This window comes from Paenibacillus sp. FSL R7-0333, assembly GCF_038000365.1.
Taxonomy (GTDB): domain Bacteria; phylum Bacillota; class Bacilli; order Paenibacillales; family Paenibacillaceae; genus Paenibacillus_AQ; species Paenibacillus_AQ silagei.
Window position 1 is genome coordinate 3,873,671 of sequence record NZ_JBBOBZ010000001.1, and the last position, 19,973, is coordinate 3,893,643.

Sequence of the window (19,973 nt, forward strand, 5' to 3'; positions counted from 1 at the left end):
CAAAATAAAATAACCCCATACAGCGGGGTTATTAGCCAGTCTACTATAATACCTTGCTGAGAAAATCGCGCGTGCGGGCATGCTTGGGATGGCCGAATACCTCTGCCGGTGTCCCCTGCTCCACAATCACTCCGCCGTCCATGAACAGGATCCGGTCCCCCACTTCACGGGCGAAGCCCATCTCGTGCGTCACAATCACCATGGTCATGCCGTTCACCGCCAACTGCTTCATAACCTCCAGCACTTCACCGACCATCTCCGGGTCCAGCGCCGAGGTTGGCTCGTCGAACAGCATGACATGCGGCTGCATAGCCAGCGCCCGGGCGATTGCGATCCGCTGCTTCTGTCCGCCGGAGAGCTGCGCCGGATAAGCATCGCGCTTGTCTTCAAGGCCTACAGTCCGCAGCAGCTCCATCGCGTACTTCTCGGCCTCAGCAGCCTGCTGCTTCTTCACCTTGAGCGGAGCGAGCATAATGTTCTGCAGCACGGATTTGTGCGGGAACAGGTTGAATTGCTGGAACACCATCCCCATTTTCTCGCGGGTCACGTTGATGTCATGCCGCTTCGCGGTAATGGATTGACCCTCGAAGCTGATCTCCCCGCCTGTGGGCTGCTCCAGCAGGTTCAGGCAGCGCAGGAAGGTGCTTTTACCCGATCCGCTGGGACCGATGACAACAACGACCTCACCCTTGTGAATATTCAGATCAATGCCCTTCAGGATCTCCAGCTTTCCAAAGCTCTTCCGCAGGTTCTTAACCTCGATCATCCGTGTTCAGCCTCCGTTCCAATATACCCAGCAGCTTGGATAGTGTGAATGTTAGTACGAAATACATGACCGCAATCACAAGCAGCGGACTAAGTCCTTCATAAGTAATGGTGGTTATTGTTCTGGCTTGGAACAGCAGATCCGCTACACCAATCATCGATACGATAGAGGACTCCTTAATAATTGTAATGAATTCGTTGCCGATGGCAGGCAATACGTTCTTCAATGCCTGCGGCAAAATGATGTAACGCATGGTCATACCCTGCTTCATTCCGAGTGAACGAGCCGCCTCCATCTGGCCGCGGTCCACCCCTTGAATTCCGGCACGGAAAATCTCAGCCAGATATGCCGAGCTGTTAATCGTAAGTGTGATCGCACCCGACTGAATCGGGGACAGCGAAATACCAAACTCCGGCAGGCCGTAGTGAATCAGAAACAATTGCACCAGCATCGGCGTCCCGCGTAAGAATTCCACCCATGCGGTGGCAATAAAGCGCAGAATTCTCCATTTGGACATCCGCAGGAGCGAAACCAGGATGCCTAGTACGAAACCGAAGAATACCCCCAGCACCGCAAGCAGCAGTGTGTACTGCAGACCGGATAAGAATAAATTGCGGTACTCATAAGCCATATCGAATATATTCATTGCCTCAAACCCTCCTCTTCTCAAAAAAATAGAAAACGGCGGATCACCGCCATTTTCTGCATGGTAGAGCATGATCCCGCAACCAGCTGCGGGCCTATCTTGATCTCCGCTAACCGTATATGCGGCTTCGCGTGTTATTTGCTCTCAGCTAGCTCGCTCGCTGCCGCTACGAATTCATCAATCTTGCCTTCGGAGTTCAGCCGTCCGAGTGTCTTATTCACTTGATCGAGCAGCTCGGTGTTGCCCTTCTTCACACCGATGACATAGCCGTCATCTTCAACCTCCGGCTTAGCATCCGTGATCACGAGGCCTTTGACGTTCTTCACAAAGGACTTGGCAACAGGTCCTTCCATGATGGAAGCATCCACCCGGTTCGACTGCAGCTGCAGGACGATTTCGGAGATTTTGCTGAGGGAGGTCAGCTGTGCGCCTTCGATACCCTTGGCGATCCCCTCCTGGATGGAACCGGTCTGAATTCCGATCTTGGCGCCCTTCAGTGCGTCCATGGTAGCGAATTTGTCCTTGTCGGCTTCACGCACTACGACAGCCTGCTCTGCCTTATAGTAGATGTCCGAAAGACCTACAGCTTCAGCGCGTTCCGGTGTCGGGCTAAGTCCCGAGATCACCATATCGATCCGGCCGCTTGCCAGCTCATTCAGCAAAGAGTCAAACGGAAGATCCTTAACCTCCAGCTCCTGGCCCAAATCAGCGGCGATCTCCTTGGCAATCTCGATATCGAAACCAACAATCGTATCCGTACCTTCAACCATCTTGTGGAATTCATATGGAGGAAAGTCTGCGCTTGTACCCATAATCAGCTTCTTGGCTGGCGCCTCCGTGCTTGCAGCACCGCCATTTCCGCTTGCTGCGGTATTGTTCTTATCGTTATTGGAGCCGCATCCGGCCAAGAGTCCTGCTGCCAGCAGCAGTCCCATAGAAAGTTTACCCCATTTGTTCATTTGTCTCGTCTCCCTGTTCTATTTATATTCTCTATTCTATCCGTCCCATGGACCGACTTATTATAAATCACTTCGCATGAATATGCAAAGACGATTTTGTGACAAAAACCTGTTACGGCGACAAAAAAATGCACATCCTATGAAGGTGGTATATAATACTATCTACTATAGATTATCTCCAAATGCCGCACGAATCATTACAGCTTCCACCCAACTTACAGGAGGTGCTACTATGCTGCTTGAAGCGATGTACCATGTTCCCCGTGACAAATGGGCCTATGCCTATGATACTGAAACGATTCATCTGCGTGTGCGCACCAAACGTGATGATGTGGACTACGTAGTCGCCCTCACCGGCGACAAGTATGATTGGCAGCATACCTCTTATGACATTATTATGGAGAAGGCCGCCTCCGATGACAAATTCGACTACTGGGAAGCGGCGGTCCGGCCCAAATATAAGCGGCTTAGCTATACTTTTCGCGTAAGTAAGGGTATGGAGACGGTCTATCTGCTCGATAACGGTATTCGCTCTGAGTGTCCTCCGCCGCCGAATCACTTCTACGAATTCCCCTATATCCACGGGATCGACTTGTTCCGGGTTCCTCCCTGGGCAAAGGATGCCGTATTCTACCAGATCATGACCGAGCGTTTCGCGAATGGCAATCCCCTGATTAATCCGGAAGGCACGCAGCCTTGGGGCGGCAAGCCCGAGCTGAATAATTTCTTCGGCGGTGACCTTCAGGGCGTGCTGGACCATCTGGATGATCTGCAGGAGCTGGGCGTCAACGCCCTCTACTTCACGCCGCTATTCGTCTCCCCTTCCAACCATAAATATGACATTGTGGATTACCGGAGAGTTGACCCGCATTTCGGCGATAATGAGCTGCTGAAGCAGGTTGTCGAGGAATGCCACAGACGGGGCCTGCGCGTCATGCTTGACGCGGTGTTCAACCATTGCAGCGATCAGTTCCCGCCCTTCCAGGATGTGCTGGCCAAAGGGGAGTACTCCGTCTACCGGGACTGGTTCCATGTGAACTCTTTTCCGGCTGAGATTGTAGACGGTATTCCCACCTATGACACGTTCGGCTTCTACGGCAATATGCCGAAGTTCAACACCGCCAATCATGAAGTAAAATCTTATCTGCTGGAGGTGGCCGAATACTGGATCAAGGAGATCAAGGTGGACGGCTGGCGGCTGGATGTGGCCAACGAGGTGGACCATCACTTCTGGCGTGATTTCCGCAAGGTGGTCAAGGCCGCGAACCCGGATGCCTACATCGTCGGCGAGGTATGGAGCGACTCCTTAACCTGGCTGCTCGGCGACCAGTTCGATTCGGTGATGAACTATCCCTTCTCGGGGACGGTGCTGGAATTCTTCAACGGCGGGATGGACGGCATCACCTTCGGTCACCGGATCGGCGGCCTGCTCATGCGTTATCCGCAGCAGACGAACGAGGTGGTCTTCAATCTGCTTGGCAGCCATGACACCCCCCGCCTGCTCACCGTGCTTGGTGAAGACAAACGGAAGCTGAAGCTGACGGTCGTCTTCCTGTTCACCTTCATGGGCACCCCCTGCATCTATTACGGCGATGAGATTGGCCTGACGGGCTACGAGGACCCGGATTGCCGCAAATGTATGGAATGGGATCAGGGCAAGCAGGACCGCGAGCTGTATGACTTTTACCGGATGATGATTAGTTTGCGCAAGGAGCATAAGGCGCTTCGTGAAGGCCGCTTCCGGATTCTTCAGGCCTGTGAGCATGACCCGTGCATTGTCTATGAGCGCGCAGATGAGCTGATCCACTTCACGGTCTGGATGAACAATTCACCGCAGCAACGCACGCTCAGCCACCCGATGGAGACCAGTGACTGGCTGGATGCGCTGACCGGCGAAGCAGTAGCCCCGGAACGCGGGATGATGAATGTGGCACTGGAGCCGTACGAGTACCGGATTCTGTTCCGGCATATTGTGGAGGCTTGATGAAATTAGACACATTTAAGTTTTGAACACGTTGCATGGTCGCCGTTGCGGTGAACAACGTCAAAAAGGCATCCCTTAGTTCATCATGAACTGAGGGGTGCCTTTTCCCATCTAAACCTTACTGTACCTATTCCGCTGCAGTCACAGTAATCTTGTTATAAATATCAATATACTGCTGAGCGGATACGTTCCAGCTGTAGTCGCCGGAGAATGCGTTTTTGGCTACTTTTTTCCAGTGCTCGGGCTTGTGGTAGAACGATACGGCGCGGCGGAGCGTATGCATCATATCATGGGCGTTATAATCCTTGAAGGTGAAGCCGTTGCCCTCTCCGGTGTATTCGTTGTATGCCTGCACGGTATCGTTCAGCCCGCCTGTCTCACGGACCACCGGAATGCTGCCGTAACGCAGCGCGAGGAGTTGGCTGATGCCGCAAGGCTCGAATTTGGACGGCATCAGGAAGATGTCGCTGGCGGCGTAGATTTTGCGGGACAAGGCATCACTGAAGGTAATCTGTGAGGACAGCTTGTTCGGATAACGCCACTGTGCCTCGCGGAACCAGCGTTCGTAAACTTCATCCCCCGTCCCCAGCAGTACGAACTGAATATCATCATAGTACAGCAGCTCATCCAGCACACGGGTTAGCAGATCCAGTCCCTTGGAATCCACCAGACGCGTAACCATAGCTACCATTGGAATGTAAGGGGCCACCGGCAATCCAAGCTCCTGTTGGAGTCCCAGCTTGTTCTCGGCTTTCTTAGCCAGGTTGGAACGGTACTTGGTGAAGATTGCACTGTCACTGGACGGATTATAGCTCTTAGTATCAATTCCGTTCACAATGCCGCTGAGCGCGTCAGAGCGCGCAGTCAGGAGACCATCGAGACCATAGCCGTAGTACGGGGTCCGGATCTCATCGGCATAAGTCGGGCTGACGGTGGTGACATGGTCACTGTAGACAATCCCGCCCTTCATATAATTCACATTCCCGTAATACTCCACGCCCAGGAAATAACTGTCGTCCAGACCCAGCAGCTCACCTAGCACGGTATACGGGAAGACTCCCTGATACAGGAGATTATGTATGGTGAATACCGTACGCATCTCACTGTAGAACGGATTATGCCGGTAATGTGCCTGCAGCAGCAGCGGTACAACCGCAGCATGCCAGTCATGGCAATGGATTACATCCGGCTGGAAGCTAATGGCCGGCAGGCATTCCAGCACCGCCCGGTTGAAGTACGCGAACCGCTCGCCGTCATCCATATAGCCATAGATTCCGTCACGGCCGAAGTAGTACTCATTGTCGATGAAATAGACGGGAATCCCTTCAAATACCACCTTTTCGATCCCGCAATACTGATTGCGCCAGCCAATCGGGACCTCCAGAGTAGCGACATGCTCCATCTGAGCGGAATACTTCTCAGGAATTCCTTTGTATTTGGGCAAAATTACCCGGACATCGACCCCGGCCGCCTTGAGGGCCTTTGGCAAAGCGCCGATGACATCGGCCAGTCCGCCTGTTTTGATAAATGGATGGGCTTCCGCCGCGGCAAATAATACTTTCATTCCATCTCCCCCTTATATAGTGGCTTATTCGGACACTTCCTGCCCTTAAACGGTCTTGCGGCCTGACTTCTTAAGCACCAAGAAGCTAAGTGGCGGCAGGGTCAGTTCTATACTGTTCACCTGATTATGCCACTCGGTCTTGGTGCTCTTCAGCGGCTCATTATGGAAGCCCGATCCGCCGTATTCGTTGCTCTCCGAGCTAAATAACTCTTCATAAACACCCGGACGCGGCACGCCAATACGGTAATGGCGGCGCTCGGCCGGCTGGAAGTTGATGATAATCAGCAGTGTATCCACCGGACGTTTGCCTCTGCGGATATAAGATACGATACTCTGCCCGCTGTCATCGGCATCGATCCACTGGTAGCCCGTCATGTCATGATCGAGCTCCCACAGCGCTTTTTCGGCAAGGTATAGCTTATTCAGCGCAGCTGTATAGGCCTGCATCCGCCGGTGGCTCTCATAATCCAGCAGTAGCCAGTCGAGCTGATCCTGATCCTTCCATTCAATGAATTGCCCGAACTCTCCGCCCATGAACAGCAGCTTCTTGCCCGGATGGCTGATTTGATATCCGAGAAGCTGGCGCAGACCGGCGAATTTCTGCTCATAGGACCCCGGCATTTTGTCCAGCAGCGACTTCTTACCGTGCACCACTTCGTCATGCGACAGCGGCAGTGTATAGTTCTCGGCATACGCATAGCATATCGGGAAGGTCAACAAATTATGATGATAAGGGCGCGAATCGAAATCCCGTTCTATGTAGCCCAAGGTGTCATTCATCCAGCCCATATTCCATTTGTAGTTGAAGCCTAGGCCCCCTTCATGCACCGGCGAGGTTACTCCCGGCCAGGCACTGGATTCTTCCGCCATCATGAGCGCCTTCGGATAATACCGGAAGATCGTCTGGTTGAGCTGCTGAATGAACCGGATGGCCTCCAGATTCTCCAGCCCGCCATGCTCATTCGTCCGGTACTGATGGGGTTCCTTCTCGAAATCAAGCCGCAGCATACTCGTAACCGCGTCCACGCGCATGCCGTCAATATGATACTTCTCGAACCAGAACAAGGCATTGGAAATCAGGAAGGATGAGATTTCCGGCTTGCTGAAATCGAAGGACAAGGTGCCCCAGCCCGGCTTCTCCGCCAGCATCGGATCAGCATACTCATACAGCGGCGAACCATCGAACAGGCGTAGGCCATGAGCATCCTTGGCAAAATGGGCAGGAACCCAGTCCAGAATGACCCCGATGCCGGCCTGATGCAGCTGATCGATCAGATACATCAGATCCTGCGGCTCTCCGAAGCGGCTGGTAGCCGCAAAATAACCGGTTCCCTGGTAGCCCCAGGACAGATCATAAGGATGTTCAGCGAGCGGCATAAACTCCACATGGGTATAGCTCATTTCGCTCAGGTAAGGAATCAGCAGACTGCTGATCTCCCGATAAGTATAGAGTTCGCCGTCTTCCTTTTGCCGCCAGGTGCCCAGATGCATTTCATAAATATTCATGGGTGCCTGATACGGACCTTTGCTCTTCCGCCTCCAAGCAGCATCCCCCCATTTGTAGCCGTCCAGATTCGCTACAACGGATGCTGTTGCCGGGCGAACTTCCGCGTGGAAGGCATATGGGTCTGCTTTGAGGAAGCTTGTACCATCTGCTCCTGTAATCCTGTATTTGTAAAAAGTTCCCGGCTCCATTCCCGGAAAAAAACGACTCCAAAATCCTGAATCGGGTATCTTATATAACGTATCAAGATCGGATGTTCCATCCCAGCTGTTATGATCTCCCGCCAGTCCTACATATGCCGCATGAGGAGCCCACACGGTAAAGCGAACGCCGGCCTGCCCTTCTTGGACGGCAATGTGCGCGCCAAGCATCGTATAGCTGCGATAATTCGTGCCCTCATGGAACAGATAAATATCTTCAGCGGACGGGAGGTTTTCTGTTTTTGGTAAATCGGCCAAATCATCACCACCTTAGGATATATGATGCACCTATTACATTACCCGAATATATAGATTTTGAAAATGATTTTGAGAGAAGTCGGGGCAATTTCTGAATACTGAAAATAAACATGTAATTTTTGCAGATATGCAGCAATATAATTCACCTATGTCGTTTCAAGCGCTTGTTCTGCGTGTATATTACAAGCATTGACAAAAAAATGGGAGGGATAACACATGAGTAAGAAAGAATGTATCGCCATGCTCCTGGCAGGCGGGGAAGGCCGCAGATTAGCCCCGTTGACTTCCAGCATGGCTAAGCCTGCAGTCCCTTTCGGCGGACAGTACCGAATTATTGATTTTCCCCTAAGCAATTGTGTGAATTCCAAGATCGACACCATCGGAGTATTGACTCAGTACGAAGCAGAATCCTTGCATCAACATATCGGTGAAGGCGAGCCCTGGGGCTTGCATAGCCGCAGTGACCGGGGTGTAAGGCTGCTCCCTTCTGGGATTGAAGGCAGAGACAGCTATACAGGCACCGCCGATGCTATTTATAAGAATATTGAATATATTGACAGTCAGAATCCGGAGCATGTTCTTATCCTGTCGGGAGACCATATCTATCACATGGATTACCGCAAAATGCTGGATTATCACATCGCCAAGTCTGCGAAGGCAACGATATCGGTTATGGAGGTTCCTTGGGATGAAGCGAGCCGCTTCGGCGTGATGAACGTGGATGAAGATTTCAAGATCTCTGAATTTGCCGAGAAACCGAAGGCGCCGAAGAGCAACCTGGCTTCCATGGGTATTTATCTGTTCGAGTGGGCGTATTTGAAGGCTCATTTGCTGCGGGATGCTGCAAATGCGGAGTCCGGTCATGACTTCGGTAAGGATGTCATTCCATCCATGCTGGATGCGAATGATGAACTGTTCGCTTACCGCTTCGAGGGCTACTGGAGAGATGTGGGTACCGTTGGCAGCCTCTGGGAAGCTCATATGGATCTCTTGCAAGAAGACGGCTTCCAGCTTGATAACTCACGCTGGCCGATGTACAGCCGTGCACAACGCACCAAGCTGGCTGCGATCAGACCTCGCACTCAACAAGCGGCTTCAGCAGATTGCCTGATTCACGAAACCTGCCAGCTCGAAGGCAGCCCTCAGCGCTCGGTCATCTTCAGCGGTGTAGAGATCGGCAAGCAGAGCAGAATCAAGCAGAGTGTGGTAATGCCCGGTGCCCGTATTGGACGCGGTGTTCTGATTGAACACGCCATTATCGGTGAAGGTGCTGTGATCAAGGACGGCGCTGTGATCAAAGGCAGTGCAGACAACATTGTCGTTGTCGGCCCGCATGAGATTGTAGCTGCCAAGCCGCTGGTCCGTACCCAGCCTGCCCGCCTGCTTCAGGAGGTCTATGAGAAGGCCGGCCGTCTGCGTGCGGAAGGAATGCCTTCATAAATAATCGTTCAGCCCTTAGGGCTGCTACATACAAAGGGATACAGCTCCGGTCTGTCCGGACGAATGCTGTATCCCTTTTGTATGCTTGCTTATGAAGTTACCGGTGAGTTGCTGGGACGGGCATTCCCCTGCTGGCTGTCCTCAAGCGGCAGAATGACGGTAACCTGAGTACCCTTGCCCAGCTCACTGTCCATTTCCAGCTTGCCGTTATGAAGCTCCACAATCTGCTGGGAGATCGCCAGCCCGAGGCCCGTTCCCCCGTTAAGGGCATCGACCTGGAAGAAGCGGTCCCGTACTCTGGCCAGGTGCGCTTCACTAATGCCAATACCGCTGTCACGGACAGTGACAGCCATCTCGGTACCGGATAGACGCTCCGCCGACAGCACGATGCTCGAATCCTCCGGCGAGAACTTCACCGCATTATCCACCAGATTGAGGAAGACCTGCTTGAGGCGGTTGGCATCCGCCTTGATGAAAATCGTCTCCTCACATTCCAGCAGCAGATGAATCCGTTTCTTCTCGGCCTTGGCCCAGATATTGAGCAGTGTCTCCTGCAGCAGAACCTTAATATCCACCTGCCCCATCGACAGCTTCATTTCGTTCTGCTGCAGCTTCGAGAAGTCGAGGATCTCCTCCACCAGCCCGATCAGCCGGTCACTCTCCCTGGAGATAATTCCGACCCCAAGCTTGGTCTCTTCAGGGTCATAGCCGCCGGAGACCAGCGTCTCGCTCCAGCCCTTGATGCTGGTCAGCGGAGTGCGCAGCTCATGAGAGATCGAGGAGATGAAATCATCCTTAATCTGGTTGCTGCGGACAATCTCGTCCGCCATATAGTTGAGCGTTGAAGCGAGTTCGCCGATCTCGTACCGGTAATCGCCTTTGATCCGGGTCGTGAACTTGCCCTTCGCCATCTGCGCCGACACGGCCGTAATATTATTCAGCGGACGCACAATCGAATTGGCGAGCCCGAAGCTGAGCAGCAGCACGATGGTGAGGACTGCTACACCGATGGCAATGGAGAGCAGAGTAAGGTTAAGCAGATTATTGTTCACGCCTTCCATCGACGTCAGATAGCGCAAGACATAAGTGTCATGAGCGGTGATCTGCACCATTTTGGATACTGCCATGACATTCTCATTGGTACCTGCCTGGCGGCCCACCCAACGTCCGATACTACCGCCTACTGCCTCGGGAACATCACTGGTGGTAATCGTCCGGTCCGGCTGGAACCCGGTTGAACTGGTAATAATATCCCCTTTAAGCGTCAGGACCTCCAGCTCGGTAAACTCCACATTGAATAATCTAAGCAGCTTCTGCAGCTGGGCCTGTGACCTGTCTCCTGAAAATTCATATTTCACCAATGTCTCGGCCACACTGATGTGCGTGGTGATTTTGCTGTAGATACTGTTGTAATAATAGGTGCGGATCGACAGAAGGAAGATCGTCTCGACCAGGAGAAGCGCTACAAAGACTACAAGAATATAGTGCAGTACAATCTGTCTGCGCATCCCCTTCTTAATCATTGTACCTGGCCCTTCCATTTATAGCCATGTCCCCACACCGTCTGCAGGTATTCAGGCTCCGATGGATTATTCTCAATTTTTTGGCGCAACCGGCGGATATTGACGTCAACAATCTTGGGGTCCCCCATATATTCCTTGCCCCAGACATGATCAAGCAGGGAGTCACGGCTGAGCGGCGTATTCTCCTTCTCCAGGAAGAACTGCACCAGCGAGAACTCTGTTGGCGTAAGCTCAATGGCTTCCCCGCTCCGCTTGAACTGCTTGGAGATCAGATCCAGAGTGAATGGCCCTGACTGGAACGATACCTTGGCTGACTGCTCGCGGTGAACATTGACCCGGCGCAGCAGCGACTGGATACGTGCGATCAGCTCAGTGGGACTGAACGGCTTACTGACATGGTCATCTGCTCCCACCGACAGCGCATAGACCTTGTCCTGCTCCTGTACCTTGGCTGTCAAGAAAATAATCCCCAGCCGTTCATTGGTCTCCCGGATGCGTCTGCATACCTCAAAGCCGTCGATGCCGGGCACCATCACATCCAGCAGGGCGATATCAATATCATGTATAGTGGTCAGCTTGTGCAGCGCCTCGTTACCGTCTGCCGCCTCCAGCACCTCAAAGCCATTGCGCTTCAGGTTAATGACAATAAAACTGCGGATGGACTCTTCATCCTCCAATATCAGTACTTTACTCATCGATTCCCTTCCTTTCAATAGAGGATTTGATTCGTCCGTCCTCTCCTCCGATTGTACTCTGTTCCAGTTCTCCCCGGTATCCAATCATCTTATCCAGATCGCGTCCGAGCAGCTTCCAGCCGGTGTTCTTCACATTGTCCCATTCCGCAGGCGAGAAGAATTTCACTTCAGCAACCGTCTCTCCGGTATCCGTCATAATAAATTTGAGTGATTTGTTCTGAACCGACTTCGTGTCCACCGTCACCCGCTCCTGCCATTCGGGGGCGAAGTTAATCGTGAACCGGTCCAGCGGATCATTGTAGAGCTGGGTACTGAAGGTCAGGCCGTCTTTCCCGTCCCATTTGTAATAAGAATTGAAATAGGGAATGGTCTCCGGGTCGAAATACTCCCAGCCCTTGGGGGGAACTAGCAAGCCAATCTCAATAATGCCGTCCAGATCAATATCCTCGCTGACAATTCTGCGGTCCTTGAAGGTGTGGCTATCCCCTGGAATAGAGACACGCAGTTTGTTATTCTCCATTACAACTAAGGTTGTATAAGCAGAACGCGCATCCACAGCAGAATCCAGAACTATACCTTCTTTATTTGCAGCTACTTTTCCTGAGACAATATTGTAATAACTATTGAAATAGGGGTCCAGATCGTCGAGTTCATCCAGCACCTTGAAGCCGTCATTATACTGGTAGGTAGTTATTGTAGCGAATTCATTACGCTTGAAGTACACCACGGTAATATCCACAATCCTGTCTTCATTCAGATCATCGATGATATATTTGGTATATGGCTTGCTTAGAATCTCTTCCAGCACTCCCCCGGAATAACTGTAGACAACCATGCCCTTCACACCCTTATCTTCCGTGCGGGAATAACCGGCAATAATGTTGAGCTTACCGTCACCAGTTACATCCTGAAGATCTACAGAATCAAGGTTGTTACCAACACCATCGAACGTAAGCTTCTTGACCCAGGCCTCCCCCTGCTTCTCCAGAATCATCCCGTGATTAACCACGGCTTCATTCTTCGTCTGGTAGAACACAAGCGTCTCCATCACGCCATCCCGGTCCAGGTCCTCTGTAAAAATAGAGCTGTTATCATCATTGTCCGGACGGATCAACGTGCCATCCAGTGCCTTCAAGGAAGAATTGATGGCTGCCATCAGCGAAGCCTTGTCCGCAGGCAGCTGGGGCACCCTCATCTGGGATACCGGATCGCTGATGAAGGTGCAGCCCGACAGGGCAAACAGCGACAGGGCGGCTGCGGCAATTCCTCCCAGTAGACGCATACGCATATTCAACTTCATTTACGCTCTCCTTACTGAACGCCTTGCCTCACTTCACAGATGTAGCCGCTCCTGTGAGGTTAGCCGGCGTCCTTTGACATCATGCTTGATTCTTCCGTCCTCCAGCACCCACAGACGGCTGGCATAACGCTCGGCCAGCTCGATCGGCAGCACCGTAAGCACGGTAAGGCCTGTCTCCTTGCACAGATTGCGGAGGGTCTCCAGCACATTCTCCGCAGTCTTGGGGTCAAGGCCCGTCACCGGCTCATCCGCCAGGATGACCTTGGCGCCGTGGACCAATGCCCGGGCAATGGCTACACGCTGACGTTCACCGCCGCTGAGCTGGCCGGACTTCAGCTTGGCCTTGTCCAGCAGGCCAAGCAGATCAAGCTGGTCCATCGCCCCCATATAATCATCTGAGCGGACCATGCCTGTAGCCATCCGCCACAGCGGCGTCTGGGAGGCCTGTCCGATCAGCACATTCTTCAGTGCAGTGCGGTTCGGATTCAGCTCCGCATTCTGCTCCAGATAAGCCCATTCCCGGCGGATTTTACGTTTACCGGCGAAGGGGCTCTTCATAATATCCTGCCCATCTACCCTGAAATTCCCTCTGTCCCACTTCTCACGCAGGGCCAGGCAGCGCAGCAGTGTTGATTTCCCGCTGCCGCTGGCTCCCAGCAGCGCTACAAATTCTCCCGGTTCTAATTGAAATCCGATATCCTGAAGCACCGGTGTTTTATCTTCCCCGACCGCTTTGGCCAAATGTTCAACTGTAATCATAGGTCAGCCTCTCCTGTCTTCGACTCTACTCTATAGTGTACTCTGAAAGCGGGATCAAATTCCATGCGAGCATTCGTTCTTATTCTACCTCATATCGTCTTCCGTGGCGAGAACAATAACCCTGCCAGCCCAAATACAATATACAGGCCGCCCATTACGGCAAACACACTGCCGCCCCAGCCGAATTGCAGCAGCAGCCCGCCGATGCCCGGCCCCGCAATACTTCCCAGACTATAATGGAAGGAAGCGACTACATTGGCAGCCGGAAGCAGCTTGCGCGGCAGGATATCAGCGGCATAGCTTAATCCTAGTGAGAAAAAGGAGCCGACAAGTCCCCCTGCCACCATCAGCACCAGCAGGGTGAGCAGGAAATGGTCGCCGGTAAGCGGAAGCAGTGTGAAGGCCAGGCCTCCTCCTGTCCCCGCAGCAATCAGGATGGCCTTGCGGCCATAACGGTCGCTCCATATGCCGAGCGGCAGCTGGAGCAGCAGGCCTCCAATGCCTGCAAAGGGCAGCAAAGCGGCAATCTGGTCTGCACTGAATCCGGTGCGCAGCCCGTATACCGGGAAGCTGCTGTTCAGGCTGGCTTCCATATAGCCGTATAGCAGCGCCGGAATCAGCGCATACCAAGCAAGCCGGTAGCTCCGGCCGAATCTGCTCGCCTGGCCTTCGCTGTGATCCATAGCTTCCGGCCGCGAGTCAGGCAGCTTGAAGCCCACAATCAGCAGCACGATTACGAACAGCAGGGCTGTAATCAGGAACGGTGCGGGCTGCCCGAACCGCAGCAGGCTGATGCCCAGCGGTCCGAGGCTGAAGCCGAGTCCGTAGGACATCCCGTAGAGCGACAGGTTCCGTCCACGGTGCTCCGCCGGTGTCATGAGCAGCACCCAGAGCTGCGCGGCGTAATTCACCGCTGAATCGCCGATCCCGACCAGCACGCGGAGCACGAACCAGACCTTCACGCCGGTAAGGAGCGGGAACAGCAGGAGTGATACCAGCACCAGCGCGAGACCCGCGGCGATTAGCTTCTTGAAGCCGATGGCGCCAAGTACCCTTTCTGCAATCAGGGTCATGGCAAATGAGCCTACATACAAGGCGGCCGCGTTAAGTCCGTTCAGCGAGGACGATACGCCTTCCTGCTCCAGCAGAATAGATAAGACCGGCAGCAGCATCCCCTGGCTCAGCCCTGCCAGAATAATCACGGCAATCAAAATCGAATAATTCATTCTACCGCTCTGTCCATGCGGCATCGGTGTAGAATCTGACACAAATAAATCCTCCTATGTAATTCATTGATGTGCGAACCTGATGTCCATGCAGGCAAACACCGAACATTATAGTAGACAACCCTCTTCAAAACAAGAGATAATATATAGAAGTGACTGATTTTCTGGAGGTGACCCGGCTTAAATGAAGTATGAACTGAGCATTGATGTTTCCCCCGTATACGAACTGCTGGACAGTTTCATGTTATATGTAACCAAGAAATGGACCTCCAATCTGGACATCGGCACCGACTGGATCCGGGATGTGGATGGCCGCTTCACCCCCGCACAGCTGGCTGCACTGAAGCAGGCCGCCGAATGGCCGTTCGAAGATTATGATGTACTCTACGCCTGGGCCTACAGCCGGGGCGAGGCTTCCAAGGTGCTGCAGTTCCTGGCTGAGCTGGAGAGCTTGTCTCTGGAGGATTGTCTCCGGCGGACCGAGCCTTTCTTCCATCAATTCACGGCCGAGGAATGCGCGCGGATCAAGAACGGATACACGCCTCTTTTGCGGATATGGTATGAGCATTATTTCCGCCATGTGGAGCATACCCTGCTGCCGCTGCTGATTGAAGACGCCTCTGAGAAAAAAATGCTGGAGAGCAAAATGGACATGGTCCCGCTGATCGAATATGCTTCCGGCGGAATTGTCATTGAGGACATTCCCGGGCTGAAGACGATTGTGCTGCTGCCTACCGTGCATAACCGGCCGATCAACACGTATTGCTTCTACAAGAACCTGATGCTGGTGCAATATCCGGTAGATGTCCCTTCAGACAATGAGGAGGAGCCTCCAACGGTGCTGCTTCGTTTAACACAGGCTCTCTCTGATCCTACCCGGCTGAGACTGCTGCGCTTCGTAGCGAACGAACCGAAGACACTGTGGGAGATGCAGTCGGAGCTGAGCCTGTCCCGGGAGATGCTGATGCATCACCTGCTTAGTCTAAGAGTCGCCGGACTTCTGCGGGTCCATTTGCGCGGTGAAGGCACCGAACGCTACAGCATACGTCCTGACGGGGCCTCGGAGCTCCAGATGTTTCTGGAGTCCTACATCCGTATCTAACAGACCAACTTAGGAGTGAACCTCATGAAGTATTTGACCCAACAAGTGATCTTTGATCTCGACGATACCCTGGTGCATTGCAATAAGTATTTTGACCTTATCCTTGGACAATATTTCGAGCTGATGTCTGACTGGTTCAGCGATTACCAGCCTACCATCGGCGAACTGCGCAGCAAGCAGGTGGAGATCGATGTCGAGACCGTTAGCACAAGCGGCCTGGCCAGCGACAATTTCCCGAAATCGCTGATTGCCACCTACCGTTACTTCTGCAGCAAATATAACCGCAAGCCGGATGCCTTCGAGGAGCGTCAGCTGATGAAGCTGGGACTGAGTGTGTACGACCAGGAGGTGGAAGCTTATCCCGGCATGGTAGAGACGCTGGATACCCTCAAGCAGGACGGCCATTCCCTCTATCTCTATACCGGCGGCGACGACACCATCCAGCAGCGCAAAATCGCCCAAATGAAGCTGGACGCCTATTTCGATGACCGCATCTACATCCGCCAGCACAAAAATGTGGAGGCGCTTGAGAATATTCTGACCACCTATCCGTTCGACCGCAAAATCACCTGGATGATCGGCAACTCCCTGCGTACGGATGTACTGCCCGCGCTGACTGCCGGGATCAATAGCATCTACCTGAAGCAGCCGAATGAGTGGCTCTACAATCTGATTGAGCTGGAACGGGAGATGCAGCAGTCCGTCATGACCATCTCTGCCATTCACGAGGTGCCTCCGGTGATCCGCACCGCTGCGCTGCGGGAGCATCACGGCTGATTGACATGCATCATTAGAATCGGGCAATTGTTACAAATGGCATAGGCAGCCTGCCGCCGGTATGATTATACTATTTGAGTAGATTTTCACATCGTGCAGGAGGCCGGCCATGAATAACAAAGCTAACCGTTCCAGGAATACCCCGAATCACGGGCGTCTGCTCCCTATGCTGCTTGCAGTGATTGCCGTGCTGCTGATCGCTCTTCTTGCCTTCTTCCTTACACAGGGCAAATCGTCCGGCACTGAGGCGCTCGATAATCTCCCCAACTACACCGATGTGAAGGGCAAGATCGTGGTAGACGGGCTGAAATACGAGAAGCAGCCGCATCTGGGCAGCGAATCCGCCAATGTGAAGGTGATTGAATTCGCCGATTTCAAATGCCCTGCCTGCAAAAATTGGACCGCCTCCTACCTGGATACGTTCATCAAAGACTACGTAGACAGCGGGAAAGTCCAGTTCTACTTCATGAACTTCGCCTTCATTGACCGGGACTCTTACCTGGCCGCCAGTGCGGGGGAAGCTATCTATCAGCAGAATAATGAGAAGTTCTGGGAGTATCTCCACAAGCTCTACGAGAGCCAGGGCGATGAGAGCAAGATCTGGGCAACCCAGAAGTTCATCCTTAAGTTCGTGAAGGACAATATTGCAGGGATTGACCAAGAGCGGTTCGAGCAGGATCTGAAGAACCATACGTATATGTACGATGTCAAAGAGGACTTCAAAATCGCCGGAGCCTACGGCGTCAACGGCACACCGAAATTCATGGTGAACGGCGTCCTGCTGCCGGATTCCTCCTATGAAGGCTTAAGTGCCGCCATTGAAGAGGCTTTGAATGAATCCCCTTAATCTTTCTTGCAGGTGAAGCTCATCATCCTATAACAAAGCGCCCCGCCATGAAAATCTGGCCGGGGCGCTTTTGATATTCAGGAATTATGATTCCACGGCCAGCTGGCCGGTATCCATATTCTGCAGCACCAGCTTGCCTTCAAGCGGCGCGCCGTCCTCACCGGTCAGCTTCAGCTTCCCGGTTCGGCCCTTCTCAATCAGGGCCTTCACCTGGGTGTCGGTGAGCGTGCGCCCGTGATTCTCCTTCCAGATCACGAAGGCGCAGCCCTCCTTATAATGGGAGCAGCCGTAGCCCTTGCGGCCCATGAAGATCATGCCGCCGCAGCCTGGACGCGGGCAGCTGCCGATGACCTTCGGCCCGGCATCCCCGCTCTTCCCGGCAGCGGCAGACGCCGCGCTGCGCGGTTTGGCCGTTGCCGGCTTGCGCCCGGCCGCCTTGGATTCGGCGGTCTTGCGCGTCGCAGCAGCCGGGCTGCGGCCCTTGCCGCCGCTGTTCAGCGAAGGTGTATCCCCTTCGAAGGAGGTCTTGGCCGCGCGGGACTGCACGCGGACCTTGTCCACAATCATCGAAGCGAACCGCTTGACGTTCTCCATGAATTGCCCGTCCGCTGCGGTGCCGCGGGCAATCTCATTCAGGCGGCGCTCCCACTGCCCGGTCATTTCCGGAGAGGTCAGCAGCTCCACGCCTGCCCCGCGGATCAGCTCCACCGCCGTCCGCCCCTTTTGGGTGATGGCGATCTTTTTCCCCTGCATCTCCACATAGCCGACATTCTTCAGCCGTTCAATCGTAGCGGCCCGGGTGGCCGGAGTACCCAGCCCCGAATCCTTCATGGCATCGCGCAGCTCTTCGTCCTCAATCTGCTTGCCTGCGCTCTCCATCGCCTTCAGCAAGGTCCCTTCCGTGTAATGCTTTGGCGGCTGGGTGTCCTTCTCCTTCACGATCGCATCGCTGCAGAGCACTTCACCGTCTGCGTTGACCGAGAACGGCTCGTTCACCTCAAGCTCCTCTTCCTCGTCTTCCTCCTTGCCTTTACCCTTGGCCGGTTTGGACTTGTCCTTCTTCTGGTCTGCGTAAATCACCTTCCAGCCGAGGCTGAGCAGTTCCTTGACCGTAGTCTTGAACTTCTCGGCTTCCACTTCGGTCATCACCGTATGCACCTTATATTCCGCAGCCGGGTAGAACTGGGAGAGGAAGCGGCGGACAATCAGATCGTACAGCTTAGCCTCGTCCGCACTCAGCCCGTTCGCCTTACGGTTCGTAGGCAGAATCGCATGGTGATCCTCGACCTTGGACGGATTACAAATAAACTTGTTGCCTTTATGAACCAGATTACGGTTCGCACCCTTCACCCAATCGTCGTATTGCGTACCCTGAAGGGCCGACAGCGTCTTGTGCATTTCAGGAATATTCTGCTCCGTGACATAGTTGGAGTTGGTACGCGGGTACGAGATTACCTTATGCTTCTCATACAGCGCCTGGGCGATGTCCAGTGTCTTCTTGGCGGAGAAAGCATATTTCCCGTTCGCCTCACGCTGCAGCAGCGTCAGATCGTACAGCTTATTCGGATATTCCTTGGTCTCTTTGACCTCATAGAGAACAATCCGGGCGGGCTTGCCTTTGACCTTGGCTGCAAGCGCTTCTGCCTTCGCACCCTCAGTTAACCGGTCGCCTTGCCACATTCCCTTATACGTCAGCTCATTCTGGGTGAAATGCCCTTCCACCTCAAAGAACTTCAGCGAGGAGAACGCTTCAATGGTCTTCTGACGGTCATAGATCAGCGCCAGCACAGGGGTCTGCACCCGGCCTACAGAGAGCAGTACATTATGCTTGGTGGTAAAAGCGCGCGAGCCGTTCATTCCGATCAGCCAGTCCGCCTCGCTGCGCGCCCGGGCTGCTTTGGTCAGATTCTCGTATTCCGATCCGTCCTTCAGCTCCTGGAAGCCCTTGCGGATCGTCTCCGGCGTCAGATCGGAGATCCACAGGCGCTTCACCGGCTGGTTTAGCTCCAGGTAGCGCTGGATCAGCGAGAAAATATGCTGGCCCTCACGCCCGGCATCGCAGGAGTTCACCAGCAGATCGCTGCGCTTCGCCAGCTCCCCGATCACCTTCAGCTGATCCATGGTACGTGCATTGGGCAGCAGCTTGAACTCCTCGGGGATGATCGGCAGATCATTAATGTTCCATTTTTTATATTTATTGTCGTAGGCTTCGGGCTCTGCCAGGCCAATCAGATGCCCAATCGCCCAGGTGATGATGTACTGATCCCCTTCCAGATAGGAACGGTAGTTTTTGGCCTTCGGTTCTATTGCGGCGGCGATATTCCGCCCCATGTCCGGTTTCTCCGCAATAATGAGTGTCTTCAACAATAATCGCTCCTTACCCTTGGTTCATTACAAAAGTTGTCCAGTAGTCTATTATACCA

16 protein-coding genes are annotated in these 19,973 nt (G+C 53.5%); 5 read left to right on the plus strand and 11 right to left on the minus strand.

All coding sequences use genetic code 11. The features are described from left to right. Positions 1 to 43: 43 nt before the first annotated feature. From MKY86_RS16160 to MKY86_RS16170, 3 genes are all read right to left on the minus strand, one after another. The gene (locus tag MKY86_RS16160) at positions 44 to 766 is read right to left on the minus strand and encodes an amino acid ABC transporter ATP-binding protein (RefSeq protein WP_036726484.1); all 723 of its coding nucleotides are present in this window, start codon (positions 764 to 766) and stop codon (positions 44 to 46) included. After that, positions 753 to 1,412: an amino acid ABC transporter permease gene (locus tag MKY86_RS16165; RefSeq protein ID WP_076079313.1), complete on the minus strand. Its 660-nt coding sequence runs from the start codon at positions 1,410 to 1,412 to the stop codon at positions 753 to 755. The genes MKY86_RS16160 and MKY86_RS16165 overlap by 14 nt, the downstream gene beginning before the upstream one ends. 134 nt (positions 1,413 to 1,546) lie before the next feature. Beyond that, positions 1,547 to 2,371 (minus strand): transporter substrate-binding domain-containing protein, encoded by an 825-nt coding sequence (locus MKY86_RS16170; protein ID WP_076079314.1) that lies wholly within the window; start codon positions 2,369 to 2,371, stop codon positions 1,547 to 1,549. A gap of 232 nt (positions 2,372 to 2,603) precedes the next feature. Here MKY86_RS16170 and MKY86_RS16175 point away from each other — a divergent pair, with 232 nt between their 5' ends. Continuing rightward, positions 2,604 to 4,355 carry an alpha-glycosidase gene (locus MKY86_RS16175; RefSeq protein ID WP_076079315.1) on the plus strand — a complete coding sequence of 584 codons (1,752 nt, stop codon included), beginning with the start codon at positions 2,604 to 2,606 and terminating at the stop codon, positions 4,353 to 4,355. A 127-nt stretch (positions 4,356 to 4,482) separates the two neighbouring features. On the opposite strand, the gene glgA is transcribed toward MKY86_RS16175, so the two are convergent. Further along, positions 4,483 to 5,919, minus strand: a complete 1,437-nt coding sequence (gene glgA / locus MKY86_RS16180) for a glycogen synthase GlgA (protein WP_076079316.1) — start codon at positions 5,917 to 5,919, stop codon at positions 4,483 to 4,485. Positions 5,920 to 5,964: 45 nt separating this feature from the next. Further along, positions 5,965 to 7,881, minus strand: a complete 1,917-nt coding sequence (glgB, locus tag MKY86_RS16185) for a 1,4-alpha-glucan branching protein GlgB (RefSeq protein WP_076079317.1) — start codon at positions 7,879 to 7,881, stop codon at positions 5,965 to 5,967. A 216-nt stretch (positions 7,882 to 8,097) separates the two neighbouring features. Between glgB and MKY86_RS16190 the strand changes: the two genes are divergently transcribed. After that, positions 8,098 to 9,321: a glucose-1-phosphate adenylyltransferase gene (locus MKY86_RS16190; protein ID WP_076079318.1), complete on the plus strand. Its 1,224-nt coding sequence runs from the start codon at positions 8,098 to 8,100 to the stop codon at positions 9,319 to 9,321. 89 nt (positions 9,322 to 9,410) lie between these two features. Here MKY86_RS16190 and MKY86_RS16195 read toward each other — a convergent pair whose 3' ends face one another. From MKY86_RS16195 to MKY86_RS16215, 5 genes are all read right to left on the minus strand, one after another. Then, the gene (locus MKY86_RS16195) at positions 9,411 to 10,844 is read right to left on the minus strand and encodes a sensor histidine kinase (RefSeq protein ID WP_076079319.1); all 1,434 of its coding nucleotides are present in this window, start codon (positions 10,842 to 10,844) and stop codon (positions 9,411 to 9,413) included. Next, positions 10,841 to 11,539, minus strand: a complete 699-nt coding sequence (locus tag MKY86_RS16200) for a response regulator transcription factor (RefSeq protein WP_076079320.1) — start codon at positions 11,537 to 11,539, stop codon at positions 10,841 to 10,843. Before MKY86_RS16200 ends, MKY86_RS16195 begins: the two co-directional genes overlap by 4 nt. Continuing rightward, positions 11,532 to 12,839, minus strand: coding sequence for a hypothetical protein (locus MKY86_RS16205; RefSeq protein ID WP_076079321.1), 1,308 nt, complete (start codon positions 12,837 to 12,839; stop codon positions 11,532 to 11,534). The genes MKY86_RS16200 and MKY86_RS16205 overlap by 8 nt, the downstream gene beginning before the upstream one ends. 33 nt (positions 12,840 to 12,872) lie before the next feature. Then, a complete protein-coding gene (locus tag MKY86_RS16210) occupies positions 12,873 to 13,598 on the minus strand; it encodes a phosphonate ABC transporter ATP-binding protein (RefSeq protein ID WP_036726471.1) in 726 nt (241 codons plus the stop codon). A gap of 89 nt (positions 13,599 to 13,687) precedes the next feature. Continuing rightward, the gene (locus MKY86_RS16215; RefSeq protein WP_076079368.1) at positions 13,688 to 14,848 is read right to left on the minus strand and encodes an MFS transporter; all 1,161 of its coding nucleotides are present in this window, start codon (positions 14,846 to 14,848) and stop codon (positions 13,688 to 13,690) included. 160 nt (positions 14,849 to 15,008) lie between these two features. Between MKY86_RS16215 and MKY86_RS16220 the strand changes: the two genes are divergently transcribed. The 3 genes from MKY86_RS16220 to MKY86_RS16230 all read left to right on the plus strand — a co-directional run bounded on the left by MKY86_RS16220 (position 15,009) and on the right by MKY86_RS16230 (position 17,550). Further along, positions 15,009 to 15,926, plus strand: coding sequence for an ArsR/SmtB family transcription factor (locus tag MKY86_RS16220; protein ID WP_076079322.1), 918 nt, complete (start codon positions 15,009 to 15,011; stop codon positions 15,924 to 15,926). Positions 15,927 to 15,950: 24 nt separating this feature from the next. Continuing rightward, positions 15,951 to 16,703 carry an HAD family hydrolase gene (locus MKY86_RS16225; protein ID WP_076079323.1) on the plus strand — a complete coding sequence of 251 codons (753 nt, stop codon included), beginning with the start codon at positions 15,951 to 15,953 and terminating at the stop codon, positions 16,701 to 16,703. A 109-nt stretch (positions 16,704 to 16,812) separates the two neighbouring features. Continuing rightward, complete coding sequence (locus MKY86_RS16230; protein ID WP_076079324.1) at positions 16,813 to 17,550, plus strand: DsbA family protein; 738 nt, start codon at positions 16,813 to 16,815, stop codon at positions 17,548 to 17,550. 84 nt (positions 17,551 to 17,634) lie between these two features. On the opposite strand, the gene MKY86_RS16235 is transcribed toward MKY86_RS16230, so the two are convergent. Beyond that, on the minus strand, positions 17,635 to 19,914 hold the full coding sequence (locus MKY86_RS16235) for a type IA DNA topoisomerase (protein WP_076079325.1): 2,280 nt from the start codon (positions 19,912 to 19,914) through the stop codon (positions 17,635 to 17,637). Positions 19,915 to 19,973 lie beyond the last annotated feature (59 nt).

Bases quoted from the DNA above. Each gene is read 5' to 3' on its own strand.
- MKY86_RS16215 (WP_076079368.1), bottom strand. From the start codon at position 14,848: ATGCCGCATGGACAGAGCGGTAGAATGAATTATTCGATTTTGATTGCC.
- MKY86_RS16165 (WP_076079313.1), bottom strand. From the start codon at position 1,412: ATGAATATATTCGATATGGCTTATGAGTACCGCAATTTATTCTTATCC.
- MKY86_RS16160 (WP_036726484.1), bottom strand. From the start codon at position 766: ATGATCGAGGTTAAGAACCTGCGGAAGAGCTTTGGAAAGCTGGAGATC.
- MKY86_RS16200 (WP_076079320.1), bottom strand. From the start codon at position 11,539: ATGAGTAAAGTACTGATATTGGAGGATGAAGAGTCCATCCGCAGTTTT.
- glgA (WP_076079316.1), bottom strand. From the start codon at position 5,919: ATGAAAGTATTATTTGCCGCGGCGGAAGCCCATCCATTTATCAAAACA.
- MKY86_RS16190 (WP_076079318.1), top strand. From the start codon at position 8,098: ATGAGTAAGAAAGAATGTATCGCCATGCTCCTGGCAGGCGGGGAAGGC.
- MKY86_RS16220 (WP_076079322.1), top strand. From the start codon at position 15,009: ATGAAGTATGAACTGAGCATTGATGTTTCCCCCGTATACGAACTGCTG.
- MKY86_RS16230 (WP_076079324.1), top strand. From the start codon at position 16,813: ATGAATAACAAAGCTAACCGTTCCAGGAATACCCCGAATCACGGGCGT.
- MKY86_RS16225 (WP_076079323.1), top strand. From the start codon at position 15,951: ATGAAGTATTTGACCCAACAAGTGATCTTTGATCTCGACGATACCCTG.
- MKY86_RS16205 (WP_076079321.1), bottom strand. From the start codon at position 12,839: ATGAAGTTGAATATGCGTATGCGTCTACTGGGAGGAATTGCCGCAGCC.
- MKY86_RS16175 (WP_076079315.1), top strand. From the start codon at position 2,604: ATGCTGCTTGAAGCGATGTACCATGTTCCCCGTGACAAATGGGCCTAT.
- MKY86_RS16170 (WP_076079314.1), bottom strand. From the start codon at position 2,371: ATGAACAAATGGGGTAAACTTTCTATGGGACTGCTGCTGGCAGCAGGA.
- MKY86_RS16210 (WP_036726471.1), bottom strand. From the start codon at position 13,598: ATGATTACAGTTGAACATTTGGCCAAAGCGGTCGGGGAAGATAAAACA.
- MKY86_RS16195 (WP_076079319.1), bottom strand. From the start codon at position 10,844: ATGATTAAGAAGGGGATGCGCAGACAGATTGTACTGCACTATATTCTT.